Genomic DNA, 16364 nt, shown 5'->3' with positions numbered 1-16364 from the left:
CGCTCATCTAGGAGCCGCCGAACTGGCGGACCGCCTGGTAGTACGTCCAGGCCGTGCCGTTGCAGCGCCAGTCGCCGTGGCAGGTGGTCTTCAGGTCGCGGTAGAAGTTGTCGTCGATCTTCTTCCGGTTGGTGCTGGTGAATCGGTCCTGCCGCTTGTAGTTGCGGTAGCCGAAGTCATGCCGGTGGCAGGCGGGGGAGAAGTCGAACCCGAGCGGCTTGTCCGGCGACCACGAGCAGGTGTCCGACGACCAGTCCAGCGACGCGGCGTACGGCCGGTCGGCGCGGATCTGCTCGAACCGGCTCAGCGACGTGCCGAACAGGTAGGTGTCGGTCACCGACCGGACGTCGACGGCATGCGCGGCGCCCGCGCCGGCGACGAGTGCGGTGGCCACAGCGGCCGTGGACAGCAGACGACGGGCGGCGGCGCGCATCCTGGGCTCCTCAGCTGATCAAGGGACGACCATGATCAGCATCCGGCCGCCGGACGACGGCCACCAGACCCGGAAGGTGGATACCGGACGAACTTCACCCGGCGGGCGCAACCGCTACAGCTCCAGGAGCATCCGCGTGTTGCCGAGCGTGTTCGGCTTCGCGTAGGGGAGTTCGAGGAACTCGGCCACGCCCGGGTCCACCGAGCGGCGCATCTCCTCGTACACCGAGCTCGGCACCGGCGTGCCGTCGATCTCGGTGAACCCGTGCCGCGCGAAGAAGCTCGTCTCGAAGGTCAGCACGAAGATCCGGCGCAGCCCCAGTTCCCGCGCCAGGGAGATCAGCTGCGCGACCAGCCGGTGCCCGATGCCCTGCCCGCGCATCCGCTTGTCGACCGCGACCGTGCGGATCTCCGCCAGGTCCTCCCACAGCACGTGCAGCGCGCCGCAGCCGAGAATCTCGCCGTCTCGGTCGGCGACCCAGAACTCCTGCACGTCCTCATACAGGGTGACGAGCTCCTTCTCGAGCAACACCCGCCCCGCGTCCGCGTCCACCAACGCCTTGATCTTGCGGACGTCCGAGATCCGGGCCCGCCGGATCTCGACGGTAGGGGAAGGATCACCGTGCACCGATCGACCGTATCGGGGCGGGGGCGGGCCTGTCGCGGTGGGTTCGGCCACGCCCGCGCGCGCCAGCTACCCTGAGTGTCGTGTCTTCTGCCGCCACCGAGCCCTCCCGCCGTCGTGTCTCCCTGCTGACCCTGGGCTGCGCCCGCAACGAGGTGGACTCCGAGGAGCTGGCCGGCCGGCTCGCCGAAGGGGGCTGGGAGCTCGCCGACGAACCCGAGGGCAGCGACGTGATCGTCGTGAACACCTGCGGGTTCGTGGAGTCGGCGAAGAAGGATTCGGTCGACACGCTGCTGGCCGCCGCCGACACCGGCGCGAAGGTCGTCGCCGTCGGCTGCATGGCCGAGCGCTACGGCGCCGAGCTGGCCGAGAGCCTGCCGGAGGCCCACGCCGTCCTCGGGTTCGACCACTACAACGACCTCGCGGCCCGGCTGGACGACGTCGCGGCAGGCCGCACCATCGCCTCGCACACCCCGGGCGACCGCCGCAAGCTGCTGCCGATCACCCCGGTCGAGCGCGCCGCCGCCACCGAGGACGTCTCGATCCCCGGCCACGGCTGGGGGCCCCGCGTGCTGCGCAGCCGGCTGTCCGACTCGCCGGTGGCGGCACTGAAGATCGCCTCGGGCTGCGACCGCCGCTGCTCGTTCTGCGCGATCCCGTCGTTCCGCGGCTCGTTCGTCTCGCGCCACCCGGACGAGATCCTCGCCGAGGCCGCCTGGCTGGCCGGCCAGGGCGTCAAGGAGCTGTTCCTGGTCAGCGAGAACTCCACGTCCTACGGCAAGGACCTGAGCCGCGACCTGGGCGGCACGCGCGCGCTGGAGCGGCTGCTGCCCCAGCTGGCCGGCATCGACGGCATCCAGCGGGTGCGGGTGTCCTACCTGCAGCCCGCCGAGACCCGTCCGGACCTGGTCCGCGCGATCGCGACCACCCCGGGTGTGGCGCCCTACTTCGACATGTCCTTCCAGCACTCCAGCGAGACCGTGCTGCGCCGGATGCGCCGCTTCGGCTCCACGAAGTCGTTCCTCGCGCTGATCCAGCAGATCCGCGAGTACGCGCCGGAGGCGGGCATCCGCAGCAACGTCATCGTCGGCTTCCCCGGCGAGACCGAGGACGACGTCGCCGAGCTGGAGCATTTCCTCACCGAGGCCGGGCTCGACGCGGTCGGCGTGTTCGGCTACTCCGACGAGGACGGCACCGAGGCCGAGACCTACGACGGCAAGATCGACCCGGACGTGGTCGCCGAGCGCGTCGCGCGGGTCTCCGCGCTGGTGGACGAGCTGACCGCGCAGCGCGCCGAGGACCGCGTCGGCGAGATCGTCGACGTGCTGGTCGAGGAGGCCGACGACGAGGAGGTGTCCGGCCGCGCCGCGCACCAGGCGCCCGAGGTCGACGGCGCCTGCATCGTGCTCGACGGTGACGGGCTCGAGGTCGGGCAGATGGTGCGCTGCCGCGTCGTCGGCTCCGAGGGCGTCGACCTGCTCGTCGAGCCGGACGCGGGCAGATGAGCGCCGCGGCGGAGGAGTCGGCGCAGGCCGGCGGGGAGGCCGGCCCGCCCCACCGCGAGCCCGAGCCGACCCCGGTCCCCACGCTCAACGTCGCGAACCTGCTGACCCTGTCCCGGATCATCCTGGTCCCACTGTTCGTGCTGGCGCTGTTCGCCGGCGGCGGCGAGGACACCGGCTGGCGGATCGGCGCGACGGTGCTGTTCGCGATCGCGTCGCTGACCGACCAGGTGGACGGCTGGGTCGCCCGGCGCTACGGGCTGATCACCGACTTCGGCAAGATCGCCGACCCGATCGCGGACAAGGCGCTGATCGGCGCCGCGCTGGTGGGCCTGAGCCTGCTCGGCGAGCTGCCCTGGTGGGTGACCGTGGTGATCGCGGTCCGCGAGATCGGCGTGACCCTGCTGCGGTTCTGGGTGATCCGGCACGGCGTGATCCCGGCCAGCCGCGGCGGCAAGGCCAAGACGATGACCCAGATCCTGGCGATCGTGACCTACCTGCTGCCGCTGCCGGACGGCGCGCTGCCGGTCCAGTGGGCGCTGATGGGCCTCGCGGTGGCGCTCACCGTCGTCACCGGCGCCGACTACGTCGTGCGCGCCGTGCGGCTGCGCGCGGCGGCCCGCGCATGACGTCGGCGCGACCGGTGGTGGCCGCGCTCGTCCGGCTCGGGCAGACGGTGGCCGCCGCGGAGTCCCTGACCGCCGGCCTGGTCACCGCGACGCTGACCGAGGTGCCCGGCTCCAGCGCCGTCGTCCGCGGCGGGCTGGTGGTCTACGCCACCGACCTCAAGGCGAAACTCGCCGGGGTGGACCCGGCGCTGCTGGCCGCGCACGGGGCGGTGCACCCGGAGGTCGCGGCGCAGCTCGCGGAGGGCGCGCGGGAGCGCTGCGGCGCCGACTGGGGACTGGGCCTGACCGGCGTGGCCGGGCCGGACCCGCAGGACGGCGTCGACCCCGGAACCGTGCACATCGGCCTCGCCGGCCCGGCCGGCCGGGACGTGCGCACCCACTGGTTCGAGGGCGACCGAGCCGCCGTCCGGCGCGCCGCGGTGACGGCCGCACTCGACCTGCTGGGGGAACATCTCACTTGATCGGGGCGTTCGCCCTGGGCGTATCCCCGTGTCAATCGCTGCGAGGAGGCGCTCGAACTGGGTAACGTGGTCGGTATCAGGAAGGGAGGCGCGCGATGACCGTGCTCCTGCGCGAGGCGATCGGCGACCGGCTCCGGCATGCCCGCACCAACAAGCGTCGCACACTGCGCGACATCTCCCGCGCCGCCAAGGTCAGCCTCGGCTACCTGTCCGAGGTGGAGCGCGGGCAGAAGGAGGCGTCCAGTGAACTGCTGGCGTCCATCTGCGAGGCGCTCGAGCTGCCGCTGGCCGAGCTGCTGAGCAACGTCGCCGCCGACATCTCGGCTCTGGAGAGCGTGGACGTGCCGACGATGCCGGAGACCGCCGAGGGCGAGGGCCGCGCGCGCAAGACGGGCGAACCGTCCGCCGCGACAGGCCGGCTGGACAGCGGCCGGCTCATCGACGGCGTGATCGGCAACGACCTGCCGGACCTGCGGGTTTCCGGTCAGCGCGTCGGGCCGTCGCTGCGCACCACCATCCGCGCGCCGAAGATGGTCGCGGCCTGATCACCCGCTGAGAACACTCGAGACGCTGAGAACACTCGACACGAAGGCCACCGTCCGGGCGCCGCGCGCCCCGGCGGTGGCCTTCGCGCGTCCGGGCCGGGGAGGCCGGTCAGGGTCGTCCCTGAAATCCCCCGGGGTCGCCTGGAACACACGGGCGCGACCTGACACGATGGAACCCACTCCGGGGTCGCGGCGTTGCTCAGACAGGGGAGGGCGACGCCGGGCGACCATCGGCGACACCCAGGCAGGGATCTAGAAGGCAGGCGGAGGAGATGGCCAACCCTTTCGTGAAGTTCTGGAAGTACCTCATGGCGTCGTTCTCGTCGAAGATCGACGAGCACGCCGACCCGAAGGTGCAGATCCAGCAGGCCATCGAGGAGGCGCAGCGCAACCACCAGGCGCTCTCCCAGCAGGCCGCCGCGGTTATCGGTAACCAGCGGCAGCTGGAGATGAAGCTCAACCGCCAGCTCGCCGAGGTCGAGAAGCTGCAGGCGTCGGCGCGGCAGGCGCTGGTGCTGGCCGACGAGGCCCGCGCCAAGGGGGACGAGCAGAAGGCGCAGCAGTACGAGGTGGCCGCGGAGTCGTTCGCCACCCAGCTGGTCACGGCCGAGCAGAGCATCGAGGACCTCAAGACGCTGCACGACCAGGCCCTGCAGGCCGCCGCGCAGGCGAAGCAGGCCGTGGAGCGCAACTCGGCGATGCTCCAGCAGAAGCTGGCCGAGCGCACCAAGCTGCTCTCGCAGCTGGAGCAGGCCAAGATGCAGGAGCAGGTGTCCGCCTCGCTCAACCAGATGTCGCAGCTCACCGCGCCGGGCAACACCCCGTCGCTGGAGGAGGTGCGGGAGAAGATCGAGCGGCGCTACACCACCGCGCTGGGCCAGGCGGAGCTGGCGCAGAACTCGGTGCAGGGCCGCATGCTCGAGGTGCAGCAGGCCACCACGCAGATGGCGGGCAGCTCGCGGCTGGAGCAGATCCGGGCGTCCATGCGGGGCGACTCGGTCGCGCAGGTGACCTCCGGCTCCGGTGAGAAGGCGGCGTCGCCCGCGGCGGACATCCAGCGCGAGATCGAGTCGCGCGTCCAGGCCGAGCAGCAGCAGAAGAACCAGGCCTGAGCGGGTAGGCGATGGCGTCGGGCAGGCGGGACTTCTCGCAGTTCCAGGCGAAGCTGGAAAAGCACATCGAGCGCCTGCCCGACTACGCGCAGCGCGCGCAGCAGAAGTTGCAGCGGTACACGGAGCAGGGTTCGTCCGGCGCGGTGACGCGGCCGAAGGTCGTCTCCCAGGCGATGCCGGTCCTCAACGAGGCCCGCGCGAAGTGGGTCGCGTGGAACTCGCCGGAGGCGAAGCTGGCGCGGCGCAAGCGGCGGACGTCGCGGGCGCTGACGCTGTGGATCATGGCCGCGGTGCTGTTCGTGCTGTACGCGGTGATCGGCGGTCTCGGGCTCGCCGGGGCCGGCGGAGTGGCCGAGGCGGTGCCGGGGATCTTCGGCGCGGTCGTGTTCACCACGTTGTCGGTGAAGTCGGGGCTTCGGCTGCGGCAGCTGAACCGGGTCGTGCTGCCGGTCAGCACCACCCCGCCGCCGCTGCCGCCGTCCGGTTCCGCGGCACGCGCCCCGATGCAGCGGCTCGCCGAGTGCGAGTCGACGCTGGCCGACCTGCTGCGGCAGCTGTCGGAGCCCTCGGCGCTCGGCGCGGCGCCGGTGCCGGAGTACTCGGTGGCCGACGCCCGGTCGACGGCCGCCGAGGCCGCGACGGCGCTGCGGGCGCTGGCCCTGCGGATCCAGTCGATCGAGCGGGCGCGCGACGCGGCCCCGGCCGGCGAGCGGGCCGCGCTGGAGTCGGCCGTCGCCACGCTGCGGGAACAGTTGGACGACGGGGTGGAGAGCTTCGCAGCCCTGGTCGCCGCGGCGGGCCGTGCGGTCGCCGCCAGCAGCCACGGCCTCGCCGACTCGCGCCTCTTCCTGACCGACGCGACCGACCGGCTCGCCGGACTGGCCCTGGCACTGCGCGAGCTCTCCACCTGACGCCGAGCCGCACCGGCTCACGGGGCGCGGCGTTCGGCGCGTTCGGCGTGGCGAGTCCCGCTTGAGTGGCGCGCGTCCCCTTCATCGGTGCGAGTGCCGCCCCGCCGGACCTGAAACACGTGCGAGCCAGGCGTCAAGCCGCCGTTCGGGGTGGTGCTGCCTCGGCCGCGCATCGGATCAACGACAAATCGACCATGGCCTTCGCGGTGTAACCGCGGCGGAACATCGGCTCCCTACCCTCGGAGGATGGACACCCCGCCGCTTCCGCCCGAGCCCCCTCCGCCGCCCCCGGTGGCGGCCAGCGCGCAGCGTGCCGTGGCCGCCGCCCTCGACCTCATCGCGACCGCCGACCGGCCCGGGCTGTGGGCCACCCTCCGCGCGGGCGAGGACGTCCTCGTCGACGCCAAGGCCGTTGACGACCACGGCGGCCTCCCGCTCGCGGGGCTGCTCGCGGCCGCCGAGGACACCCTCTCACCCACCGCGGACCCGGTCCGGCGGCTGGCCGAGGCCGGCGCCGTCGTCCTCGGCACCGCCCGCGGCGCGCCGGCCGCGGCCGAGCTGGTGGCGCTCGGGCTGATCGACCTGGCCCTCACCACGCAGGTGCCCCGGCATCCGGACGTCGTGTGCCTCACGCCGACCGCCGGACTGCTCCCCGCGGCCGGCGCCGTCGTCGCCGGGACGCTCGCCGACGGCTGCCGCGCGCTGACCGCCATGACCGACCCCGGCGCCTGGCCCGCCGACGTCCGCCTCGCCGCCGGTGAACGTCCCCGGCTCACCGTCTCGCACCAGCACCGGACCGCGCTGCGCCACGCGGTGGGGGAGCTGCTCGTCGCCGGCGTTGAAGTGACCACTGTGGACACCGGAACCGCGATGGTCCCCATCGGACAGCGTCCCGGGACGTCCGACGGCCCGCAGGTCACCGCGCACGGCGTGCGCTTCCTCGGCCGTCCCTTCGACGACCAGGTGCTCCTCGACCTCGCCGCCCTGCTCACCGGCGAACAGCTGAAGAACCCTTACCCCGCAACGGGAACCGCTCTCATCGTGTTCGGGGCGCACCTGCGCGGTCAACCACGCAACGTCGAGCTGCGCGACCTCGGCGCCCGCTTCACCGGCGACGTCCGCACGGCGCCCCGTTACCGGATGCGAGCCCTCGACGGCCAAGCCGGCGTGCACCCGAGCGACGACGGCGCGGCGCTGCTCGGCGAACGGTGGCTGCTCGCCCCGGGCGGCCTCGCGCGGTTCCGGGCCGCGCTGCCGCCGCCGATGACGCTCGGCCCGGTCGAACTGGACGACGGCGAAACCGCCACCGCACTGCTCAACCACCTGGCACCAGGTCCCGACATCACGGAGTTCGGGGACTGGCGGGCCTACCTGCGTCATCGGACCGCGACCCGGCGAGGGCCCGGTTGATGCCGCGCACCAGCCCGGGCCCGTGCAGGGCGAACCCGGTGTAGAGCTGGATCAGGCTCGCGCCGGCGTCCAGCATCCGGCGCGCGTCGTCGCCGGTCGAGATCCCGCCGACGCCGATGATCGGCACCGTGCCTTCGGTGTGCCGGTGCACGAACTCCACGACCTCCCGCGCCCGCTCGGTGAGCGGCCTGCCGGACAGCCCGCCGGTCTCCGCGCCCACCGCGGCCTCGTCCGCGGCCAGCCCGTCCCGGCCCAGCGTGGTGTTGGTCGCGATGATTCCGGACACGCCGTGCTCGTCGCACACCTCGAGCACCTCGGCGAGCGCGTCGTCGGTCAGGTCGGGCGCGACCTTGACCAGCAGCGGCGTCGCCGGCTTCCCGGCCGCCGCGGCCAGCTCCTCACCGGTGCGGCCCAGCTCGGCGAGCAGCTCGGCCAGCGCCTCCCGGTCCTGCAGCGCCCGCAAGCCGGGGGTGTTGGGGGAGCTGACGTTGATCGCGAAGTAGTCCGCCCACGGGTACAGCGCCCGCAGCGACTCCTGGTAGTCGGCGACCGCCTCCTCCAGCGGGGTCACTTTGGACTTGCCGATCGACACGCCCAGCGGGATGTCCGGTTTCCCCTTGGCGGCCAGGCGTTGCGCGAGCGCGGCCGCGCCGGAGTTGTTGAACCCCATGCGGTTGATCACCGCGTCGCTGTGCGGCAGCGTGAACAGCCGCGGCTTCGGGTTGCCCGGCTGGGCGAGCCGCGTGACGGTGCCCACTTCGACGAACCCGAACCCGAGCGCGGGCCACGCGGCCAGCGCGCGCCCGTCCTTGTCCATCCCGGCGGCCAGGCCGACCCGGTTCGCGAACCGTAGCCCGAACAACGTCACCGGGTCCGAGACGGCGAACCGGCGCCGCGCCGCGGCCAGCGCGGGCGGGACGTCGGCGAGCCGGGACAGCACGCGGAGGGTGCGTTCGTGCACCTTCTCGGGGTCGTTGTCGTTGAGCCGGTAGAGCGCGGGACGGATCAGCCTGTCGAAGAGCACGTCCCCATCTTCGCTCAGCGCCGTTTCCACTCCGACGACAGCATGGCGTAGACGAGCTCGTCGGTCCATTCGCCCTTGACGAGCTCGTTCTCCCGCAGGTGCGCCTCGCGCCGCATGCCCAGCCCCTCCATCAGGGACGCCGAGGCCACGTTGCGGCTGTCGCAGCGGCCGTGGATGCGGTGCAGGCCCAGTTCGTCGAAGCCGAGCCGGAACAGCTCGGTGGCCGCCTCGGCGGCGTAGCCCTTGCCGTGGTGCTGGGGGTGGAACACGACCCCGATCTCGCCGCTGGCGTGTTCGCGGCTGGTCCACCACAGGGTGAGGTCGCCGATCAGCTCACCGGTGTCGATCAGCTCGACGGCGATGGCCAGGTACTCGCCGGGCTCGGTCAGTGTCGAGCGGGCGATCTTGTCCTCGAGGACGGCCGCGGTTTCGGCGCGCGTGCGCGGTTCCCAGTAGAGGTACCGCGTGACGTCCGGACGGGACTGGAAGGAGTGCAGCGCGTTCAGATCCGCCTTCTTGAACGGACGGAGGATCAGCCGTGCGGTCTTCAGCGGGTACGCGGGCTGCAGCACCGGCGAAGGATAGCGCGCCCCGGACGATCTTCGGGGGCGTTTCCCGGCGAATTAGGGGATTGGGGGGAACCCCCGGCGCGACTCCCGACCGTCGTCAGCCGTTCGGGCCCGAGCCGGACCAGTGCTCGGAAACGCCGGGGGGCGGTGGCTGTCTGGTATTCACCAGCAGTCCAGGGTGTGGCATCCGCTAGCGGACAGCCACCTCACGAGTCCCGTTGCTACACAACTTTGGACCACCTCCTTTCCCGTGTACCAGCAACGCTAGGCGTGCCGGTGCCCCTGCGGCAACTGCATTTCCGGGCAGGCGGGCGTGGTCGTTCTCACCCGCCCGGCGGGGCGCCGACGGGAATTTTCCTTCCGCCCCGCCTCGCCCACTGGATCGATCAATGCCGAGGTGCCGCGTTTCGAGCCACCCGGGCAGGTGTACCCGATCAGGTGACCGGGGGGCTGGTCGCACCAACGGGAGAGAATGCGATGTCCACGTCCGTGGTCGTTCTGATCGTCGTCGTCGCGATCGTGGTGATCCTCGGGATCGCCCTGCTGGCCCGCGCCCAGGTGCGGCGCAGGCGCCTGCAGGAGCGGTTCGGGCCCGAGTACGAGCGGGCCGTCGAGGGTGGCAAGAGCAAGCGGGCCGCCGAGCGCGACCTGGCCGAGCGGGAGAAGCGGCACAGCGAGCTGGACATCCGGCCGCTGCCGGAGACCGCCCGCCAGCGCTACCGGCAGCAGTGGTCGCTGGTGCAGCAGCAGTTCGTCGACCGGCCCGGCGGGGCCATCCTGGAGGCCGACCGCCTGCTCACCTCGCTGATGGCCGAGCGCGGCTACCCGACCGAGGGCTACGAGCAGCAGCACCGGGACCTGTCCGTCGAGCACGCCGGCACGATCGAGCACTACCGCCGCGCCCACGACATCACGCAGGGCCACCAGCAGACCGAGGCGTCCACCGAGGACCTGCGCAAGGCGATGGTCCACTACCGGCAGGTGTTCGAGGACCTGCTCGGCGACGCCGACGTGCGGCCGGAGGGGGACCGTCACCATGCGCGCTGAGGACCGCACCGCCGGCGGCCCGGCCACCGACGACCTGGTGGCGCCCCGCACCGGGGAACCGCGGCGGGAAAACCCAGTCGCGCAGCAGGATCCAGTCGCGCAGCAGGATCCAGCGTCGCAGGAGACGCCCGCGCAGCCGATGGCCGAACAGCCGGCCGGGCGCACCCTGCCGGCCGAGGCCGCGGCGAGTCAGGGCGTGACCGAGGAACCGGCCGCCCGGCACGACGATGGCGAGGAGCGGGTCGAGCTGTTCTGCCCCGAGCAGGTCAGCGCGTTCCGCGACCGCTGGCGCGAGGTGCAGACCTCGTTCGTCGACGATCCACAGCGGACGCTGCGGGACGCCGACCAGCTGGTGGCCGAGGTCATGCAGGCGCTCGCGCGGACCTTCGCCGACCACAAGCACGGGCTGGAGGCCCAGTGGCAGCGTGGTGAGGCCGCCACCGAGGACCTGCGGCTGGCGCTGCGGCGCTACCGCACGTTCTTCAACGAGCTGCTGCGCAGCTGAGGCGAGGGCCCGCGCTGGCAGCGCGGGCAGAACCAGGTGGGGCGCGCCTGGACGTCGTGAGGGTCCCGGCCCTGGTCTTCGACCCGGAGCCGGCCCCCGCACCGGAAGCAGCCCTGCCTGGTCCGCTCGTACACCCAGTTCCGGCGGCCGCGGGCGAGGTCGCCTGTGGTGCTCTGCTCGTGCCGCCAGGCGTTGGCCAGCAACAGCTTCCGCGCCAGCCGGACCACCTTCGCTGCGTCCAATTCGGACACCGGTGTCCACGGCGTCACGCCGAGCAGGAAGCAGATCTCGCACTTGTAGAGGTTGCCGACCCCGGCCATCACGCGCTGGTCGAGCAACGCGAGCCCGAGCTCCCGGCCCGGTTCGCTCGTCAGCGCCGCCACCGCGCGGGCCTCGTGCTCGTCGCTCCACTGTGGATCGAGCAGGTCCGGCCCGAGGTGGCCGACCAGGCGGGACTCCTCGGCGGTGGGCAGCAGTTCCAGGTCGTGCACGCGGAACCCGACGACCTGCACCCCCTCGGCCTCCAGCACGACCCGCGCGTGGTGCGCCGGGTGCCGCCAGCGGGAACCGGGCCGGGTGATCTCCCACGAGCCGTCCATCTTCAGGTGGCTGTGCAGGCTCAGGTCCGGCGAGAAGCGGAAGAACAGGTGCTTGCCCACCGTGCGCACGCCGAGCACCGTCGAGCCGGCCAGGTCGGTGGTGGCCAGCGCCGGGTGCCGGAAGTCGGTGCGCGTCAGCACCCGGCCGGCGAGGGCCTTCTCGACCTTCTTGCCGGCCAGGAAGACCGTGTCACCTTCGGGCATCGTCCGCTGTCCGGGCGATCCGGGGGATCGGGCCGGTGCTCTCGGCGGGCTGCTCCCGGTCGATGCGGTGCCGTCCGGCGCGGTTGGAGCGCAGGATCTTGGCCAGCACCATGTTGAAGGTCAGCGCGACCTCCTGGGCGCCGGGGGAGTGCCACTCGTGGATCGGGCTGCACGCGCCCTGCGCCTGCTGCACCGCGAGCCGGTCCGGGATCGCCGTGGGCATCACCAGGCCGCCGAAGGACTCGCGCAGCTCGGCGATGCGGAACTGGTGCTCGTGCGAGCGCGGCCGGAGCCGGTTCACCAGCACCCCGGCCGCCTTGAGGTCCGGGTTGTGCTCGTCGCGGATCCGCTCGATCGCCTCCAGCGCGCGCTGTGCCCCGCTGACCGCGTACATCGTCGGCTCGGTGACCAGGATCGCGCTGTCGGCGGCGACCAGGGCCGACTTCGTCAGCCGCCCCAGCGAGGGCGGGCAGTCCAGGATCGCCAGCTCGTACGGGCGGCCCCGCAGCGGGCGCTCGTGCAGCTCGTCCAGCGCCAGGGAGAGGTTGCCGACCTTGTCGTCGTGCGGCCCCGGCTCGTTGAGCAGTTCGAGTTCCTCCGCGCCGACCAGCACGTCGACCTCGGGGCTCCACGCGCTCGGCGCCACGGCCTGCCGCAGCACGTCGCGGACCGGGGTGGCGAGCACGTCGGCCAGCGTGGCCTCGGTGTAGGGCGGGTCGAGGGTGGCGGTGGCGTTGCCCTGCGGGTCGAGATCGGCCACCAGCGTGCGCGCTCCCCTACGGAGCGCAGCCGAGGCGATGCCCAGCGCGACCGTGGTTTTGCCGACACCACCCTTGAGGCTGAGTACGGCGACCGTGTGCACGGGGTCGAGCGTAGCCGGAGTGCCACGGCGAGCGCCCGGACCGGGCTCACTACGCTGTCCGCCATGCGAACGGACACCGGGACAGCACGCGGCTCCGGCACGGTCTGGCGGGCACTGCGGGCCGAGCTCGACCGGGCGCGGGAACGAGGCACGAGCGAACCCGCCGTCGTCGACGTCGGCGGAGGCAGCGGGGTCTGGGCGGTGCCGCTGGCCGCCGAGGGCTGCCGGGTGACGGTGGTCGAGCCGAGCCCGAACGCGCTCGCGACGCTGCGGCGGCGCGCCGAGGAGGCCGGCGTCGGCGGGGCGATCACCGTCGTCGCCGACGACACCGACGCGCTCGCCGCGCGGATCCCGGCCGGTTCCGCCGACCTGGTGCTGGCGCACGGGCTGCTCGAGGTCGTCGACGACCCGGCCGCGGTGGCCGGTGCGCTGGCCGGGATCGTCGCGCCGGGCGGCGCGGTGTCCGTGCTGGCCGCGAACCGGCACGCCGCGGCGCTGCACCGCGCGCTCGGCGGCCGCGTGCGTGAGGCGCACGCGCTGCTGACCAGCTCCGACGGCGTGCTCGCGGACGACGGGGAGACGCTGCTGCGCCGCTTCGACGCCGACGGCCTGCGCGGCCTGCTGGCGGGCGCGGGCCTGCGCGTCGAGCTGATCCAGGGCGACGGCGTGGTGTCGGACGTGCTGGGGGAGGTCGAGTCGGAGCAGTACACCGCCGACGACCTCGCCGACTTCGAGGCCGCCGCGGGCGCGATCCCGCCGCTGCGCGACCTCGCCAGCCGCCTGCACCTGCTCGCCCGGCTCTGACCGGAATTGTCGGACCCCCTGCGTAGGCTCGTCCGCGATGGGTAGGAACGCGGCCCTGCCGGCCGGATACGAGCGGTTCCGGGTGAGCGCGGGGCACACGCCGGACGACACCGGGTGCGGTCTGCTGCACGTCGACATGGACGCGTTCTTCGCGGCCGTCGAGCTGCGCACGCGGCCGGAGCTGGTCGACAAGCCGGTGATCGTGGCGGGCGCGGGCCCGCGCTCGGTGGTGACGTCGGCGAACTACCCGGCGCGTGAGTACGGCGTGCGCGCGGCCATGCCGGTCGCGGTGGCGCGCCGGCTGTGCCCGCACGGGGTGTTCCTGCCGCCGACGCACGGGCTCTACGGCGAGGTGTCCAAGGGTGTGATGGCGATCTTCCGCGAGCTGACGCCGCTCGTGGAGCCGCTGAGCCTGGACGAGGCGTTCCTGGACGTCAGCGGCGCGCTGCGGCGGCTGGGGGAGACGCCGGCGGGCATCGCCGCGCTCATCCGCCGCCGGGTCCGGGACGAGCACGGCATCACCTGCTCGGTCGGGGTGGCTTCGGTGAAGTTCGTGGCGAAACTGGCCTCGGGCATGGCGAAGCCGGACGGCGTGGTGGTTGTGCCCGCCGGGCAGACCCTGTCGTTCCTGCACCCGCTGCCGATCTCCGCGCTGTGGGGCGTGGGGAAGAAGACCGAGGAGAACCTGCGGCGGCTCGGGCTGGCCACGATCGCCGACATCGCGGCGGCCCCGCCGGCGCGGCTGCGCAAGGCGGTCGGCAACGCCGCGGCCGAGCACCTGCACGCGCTGGCGCACGGGCGCGACGAGCGGGGCGTGGTGGTCGACTCGCCCGAGAAGTCGCTGGGCGCCGAGCACACCTTCGACACCGACCAGCGCGATCCGCGGGTGCTGGAGCGCGAGCTGCTGCGGCTGTCCGAGCGCGTCGCGGAGAGCCTGCGGCGGCGCGGGCTGCGCGGCCGCACCGTGTCGATCAAGGTGCGGTTCGCCGACTTCCGCACGATCACGCGGGCGCGCACCCTGCCCGCGGCCACCGACGTGGCGCGGGTGATCCACTCGACGGCCGTGGCGCTGCTGGCGGAAGCGGTCGCCGGGGCCGATGTCCGCCTGCTCGGGGTGCGGGTGGAGGGGCTGACCGGGGAGGCCGAGCCGGAGCAGCTGACCTTCGACCAGCCCGCGCCGCGCTGGCGGGACGCCGAGCTGGCGGCGGACGTGGCGCGGTCGAAGTTCGGCTCTGCCGCGGTGCGTCCGGCGTCACTGCTCGTGCCGGACCCTGACCCTCCTCGGGGGGAACCCTGAGCCGTGTGAAACGTTGAGCACAGGGACGACGACAGCCCAGCAAGACCACCAGCGCCCAGGCCGGCGGGGAGATTTGAGCCAAACGGGGCACAGGTTGGAGCGGGATCGGGTAGTCCTGATCGCGAAGGACTCGTATCCTGGAGAGTGACACCACTAGGGGTGTCTGTTGGGTCCAGGACGTTGCGCGGCCCGGCGCCCGCGACAGCTGTGCCGGAGGAGGAAAGATGCCACTCTCCGAGCATGAGCAGCGGCTGCTCGACCAGATCGAGCGCGAGCTCTATGCCGAGGACCCCAAGTTCGCGTCTACGGTGCGCGGTGCCCGGTTCCGCCGGCCCGCCCGCCGCCGCCGAATCCAGGGGATCGCGCTGTTCGTCGTCGGTGTCGCCCTGCTCGTACTGGGTGTGATGGTGCGGGCTCTGTGGGTCGCCGACGTGCCGTTGATGAGCGTGTTCGGTTTCGTCGTGATGTTCGCGGGCGTCCTGCTCGCGGTCATGTCCGGACGTGGTGGGGGCGACGGCAAGCAGGGCGGTGCCAAGGCCGCCAAGGCCAAGAGCTCCTTCACACAGCGGATGGAAGAGCGCTTCCGCCAGCGGTTCGAAGAGCAGTAGTTCGTCTCCGCGAGGTGCCTACGCCCGGACGGGCGTAGGCACTTTCGCATGGTCGCCCTCAGCGTGACGCGGGACGGCGCCGCCGGTGCGCGACCGCGGCGCCGAGCACGCCCGGGGTGGCTCCGGGTGGAGGCTGGTCTTTCGCGGCGCGGCCGGGAGTGCGGCGCTCAAGACCGCGCGCGGGTGCTGGTCCGAACCGTCAGGCGCCAAGTCCCGCTGTCCTGCGCGTCCGCGCCGAGGGCGATCAGCGCGCACGCCCGGCCCTGGTCGTGCAGCGACTGGGTGATCGTCGTCAGGCCTTCCCGGTCCGCCTCCGGTCCGTCGTCCCACCCGCCCACCGCCACGTCCGCCGGCACGCGCAGCCCGCGGCGGCGTGCCGCGTCGAGGACGGCGAACGCGAGCTGGTCGCTCATCGCCACCACCGCGTCGGCGCCGGTGTCCAGCAGCGCGTCGGCCTGCGCGGCCGCTTCCGCCCGGTCGTTGCGGGCCACCACGGCCACCGGCAGCGCGCGGATGTCCAGGCCCGCGTCCCGGCAATGCTCGACGACGCCGCGGAGCCGGTCGCGCGTCACCGGGAACTCCACGCCCTCCGGGTCCGGCCCGGTTGCCATCCGCGCGGTGCGGTCGCGGCCGAAGGGGAAGCTCAGCACCGCGGGCCGTGCCGCGCCGGCGAAGACGTGCGCGGCCAGTTTCCGCGCCGAGGCCCGGTTGTCGATCGTGACCACCCGCGCGCCGTCCACGGCCGGGCCGCCGTGCACCGCCACCGGCTTGCCCCGGCCGGTCACCACGGGGAGCACCGGATCGCTGTCGGCGGTGGTCCAGAGGATGTAGCCGTCCACCGACGCCGACGTCACGCGCTCGACGTCGGTGTCCTCGCCGGTGGTCGGGATCAGGTTCAGCCCCGTCCCGCGCTCCCGGCAGACCTCGGCGACCCCGGTCAGGAAGCTGCGGGCCTGCGGGTCCTCGAAGGCGTAGGCGAGGTGCTCGCCCAGCACCACCCCGATCGTGCCGGTGCGACGTCGCCGCAGTGACCGCGCCGTCGGGTCGGGGCCGCGGTAGCCCAGCTCGGCGGCGACCGCGCGCACCCGGCGCAGCGTCTCCGGCGCGACGCGGTCCGGCTGGTTGTAGCAGTACGACACCGTCATCGGCGAGACGCCGCTGCGGCGCGCCACCTCGGCCATGGTGACTCGGGACGTTCCCGGGCTGGACATGCCCCAA

At 73.1% G+C, this 16364-nt stretch carries 19 protein-coding genes; 12 read left to right on the top strand and 7 right to left on the bottom strand.

Translation table 11 applies throughout. The features are described 5' to 3' along the window. Positions 1 to 7: 7 nt before the first annotated feature. Together AMYTH_RS0114330 and AMYTH_RS0114325 are read right to left on the bottom strand one after the other, a co-directional pair. Positions 8 to 433: a phospholipase gene (locus AMYTH_RS0114330; protein ID WP_027930907.1), complete on the bottom strand. Its 426-nt coding sequence runs from the start codon at positions 431 to 433 to the stop codon at positions 8 to 10. A gap of 114 nt (positions 434 to 547) precedes the next feature. Next, positions 548 to 1060 carry an amino-acid N-acetyltransferase gene (locus tag AMYTH_RS0114325; RefSeq protein ID WP_027930906.1) on the bottom strand — a complete coding sequence of 171 codons (513 nt, stop codon included), beginning with the start codon at positions 1058 to 1060 and terminating at the stop codon, positions 548 to 550. An 80-nt stretch (positions 1061 to 1140) separates the two neighbouring features. Between AMYTH_RS0114325 and rimO the strand changes: the two genes are divergently transcribed. From rimO to AMYTH_RS0114290, 7 genes are all read left to right on the top strand, one after another. Continuing rightward, positions 1141 to 2562, top strand: a complete 1422-nt coding sequence (gene rimO / locus AMYTH_RS0114320) for a 30S ribosomal protein S12 methylthiotransferase RimO (protein WP_027930905.1) — start codon at positions 1141 to 1143, stop codon at positions 2560 to 2562. Then, positions 2559 to 3188 (top strand): CDP-diacylglycerol--glycerol-3-phosphate 3-phosphatidyltransferase, encoded by a 630-nt coding sequence (pgsA, locus tag AMYTH_RS0114315; protein WP_027930904.1) that lies wholly within the window; start codon positions 2559 to 2561, stop codon positions 3186 to 3188. The genes rimO and pgsA overlap by 4 nt, the downstream gene beginning before the upstream one ends. Beyond that, entirely contained in the window at positions 3185 to 3649 is a 465-nt protein-coding gene (locus AMYTH_RS0114310) for a CinA family protein (protein ID WP_027930903.1), read from the top strand. Before pgsA ends, AMYTH_RS0114310 begins: the two co-directional genes overlap by 4 nt. A gap of 95 nt (positions 3650 to 3744) precedes the next feature. Beyond that, entirely contained in the window at positions 3745 to 4194 is a 450-nt protein-coding gene (locus AMYTH_RS0114305; RefSeq protein WP_017981808.1) for a helix-turn-helix domain-containing protein, read from the top strand. A 272-nt stretch (positions 4195 to 4466) separates the two neighbouring features. Beyond that, on the top strand, positions 4467 to 5306 hold the full coding sequence (locus AMYTH_RS0114300; protein ID WP_027930902.1) for a PspA/IM30 family protein: 840 nt from the start codon (positions 4467 to 4469) through the stop codon (positions 5304 to 5306). Positions 5307 to 5317: 11 nt separating this feature from the next. Then, complete coding sequence (gene pspM, locus AMYTH_RS0114295) at positions 5318 to 6217, top strand: phage shock envelope stress response protein PspM (protein WP_027930901.1); 900 nt, start codon at positions 5318 to 5320, stop codon at positions 6215 to 6217. Between the two features lie 246 nt (positions 6218 to 6463). Next, positions 6464 to 7627, top strand: a complete 1164-nt coding sequence (locus AMYTH_RS0114290; protein ID WP_027930900.1) for an allophanate hydrolase-related protein — start codon at positions 6464 to 6466, stop codon at positions 7625 to 7627. On the opposite strand, the gene AMYTH_RS0114285 is transcribed toward AMYTH_RS0114290, so the two are convergent. Further along, on the bottom strand, positions 7560 to 8651 hold the full coding sequence (locus AMYTH_RS0114285; RefSeq protein WP_037323727.1) for a quinone-dependent dihydroorotate dehydrogenase: 1092 nt from the start codon (positions 8649 to 8651) through the stop codon (positions 7560 to 7562). The two genes, AMYTH_RS0114290 and AMYTH_RS0114285, sit on opposite strands and share 68 nt — an antisense overlap. Positions 8652 to 8665: 14 nt before the next feature. Further along, entirely contained in the window at positions 8666 to 9223 is a 558-nt protein-coding gene (locus tag AMYTH_RS0114280) for a GNAT family N-acetyltransferase (RefSeq protein ID WP_027930898.1), read from the bottom strand. A gap of 474 nt (positions 9224 to 9697) precedes the next feature. On the opposite strand from AMYTH_RS0114280, the gene AMYTH_RS0114275 reads away from it, so the two are divergent. Then, positions 9698 to 10267 (top strand): hypothetical protein, encoded by a 570-nt coding sequence (locus tag AMYTH_RS0114275; protein WP_027930897.1) that lies wholly within the window; start codon positions 9698 to 9700, stop codon positions 10265 to 10267. Then, positions 10257 to 10772, top strand: coding sequence for a hypothetical protein (locus AMYTH_RS44810; protein WP_027930896.1), 516 nt, complete (start codon positions 10257 to 10259; stop codon positions 10770 to 10772). The genes AMYTH_RS0114275 and AMYTH_RS44810 overlap by 11 nt, the downstream gene beginning before the upstream one ends. Here AMYTH_RS44810 and AMYTH_RS0114265 read toward each other — a convergent pair. Together AMYTH_RS0114265 and AMYTH_RS0114260 are read right to left on the bottom strand one after the other, a co-directional pair. Next, entirely contained in the window at positions 10736 to 11575 is an 840-nt protein-coding gene (locus AMYTH_RS0114265; protein ID WP_027930895.1) for a DNA-formamidopyrimidine glycosylase family protein, read from the bottom strand. The genes AMYTH_RS44810 and AMYTH_RS0114265 overlap by 37 nt on opposite strands. Then, positions 11562 to 12437, bottom strand: a complete 876-nt coding sequence (locus tag AMYTH_RS0114260; protein WP_027930894.1) for a ParA family protein — start codon at positions 12435 to 12437, stop codon at positions 11562 to 11564. Before AMYTH_RS0114260 ends, AMYTH_RS0114265 begins: the two co-directional genes overlap by 14 nt. Before the next feature lie 63 nt (positions 12438 to 12500). On the opposite strand from AMYTH_RS0114260, the gene AMYTH_RS0114255 reads away from it, so the two are divergent. The 3 genes from AMYTH_RS0114255 to AMYTH_RS0114245 all read left to right on the top strand — a co-directional run bounded on the left by AMYTH_RS0114255 (position 12501) and on the right by AMYTH_RS0114245 (position 15146). After that, entirely contained in the window at positions 12501 to 13241 is a 741-nt protein-coding gene (locus AMYTH_RS0114255; protein ID WP_027930893.1) for a class I SAM-dependent methyltransferase, read from the top strand. A 37-nt stretch (positions 13242 to 13278) separates the two neighbouring features. Beyond that, positions 13279 to 14538: a DNA polymerase IV gene (dinB, locus tag AMYTH_RS0114250; protein ID WP_027930892.1), complete on the top strand. Its 1260-nt coding sequence runs from the start codon at positions 13279 to 13281 to the stop codon at positions 14536 to 14538. Positions 14539 to 14762: 224 nt separating this feature from the next. Then, positions 14763 to 15146, top strand: a complete 384-nt coding sequence (locus tag AMYTH_RS0114245) for a DUF3040 domain-containing protein (RefSeq protein WP_020423361.1) — start codon at positions 14763 to 14765, stop codon at positions 15144 to 15146. 167 nt (positions 15147 to 15313) lie between these two features. Here AMYTH_RS0114245 and AMYTH_RS0114240 read toward each other — a convergent pair whose 3' ends face one another. After that, positions 15314 to 16357, bottom strand: coding sequence for a LacI family DNA-binding transcriptional regulator (locus AMYTH_RS0114240; protein ID WP_037322535.1), 1044 nt, complete (start codon positions 16355 to 16357; stop codon positions 15314 to 15316). Positions 16358 to 16364 lie beyond the last annotated feature (7 nt).

This window comes from Amycolatopsis thermoflava N1165 (assembly GCF_000473265.1).
GTDB classification, from domain to species: domain Bacteria; phylum Actinomycetota; class Actinomycetes; order Mycobacteriales; family Pseudonocardiaceae; genus Amycolatopsis_E; species Amycolatopsis_E thermoflava.
This window is presented reverse-complemented; position numbering and strand designations above follow the sequence as displayed.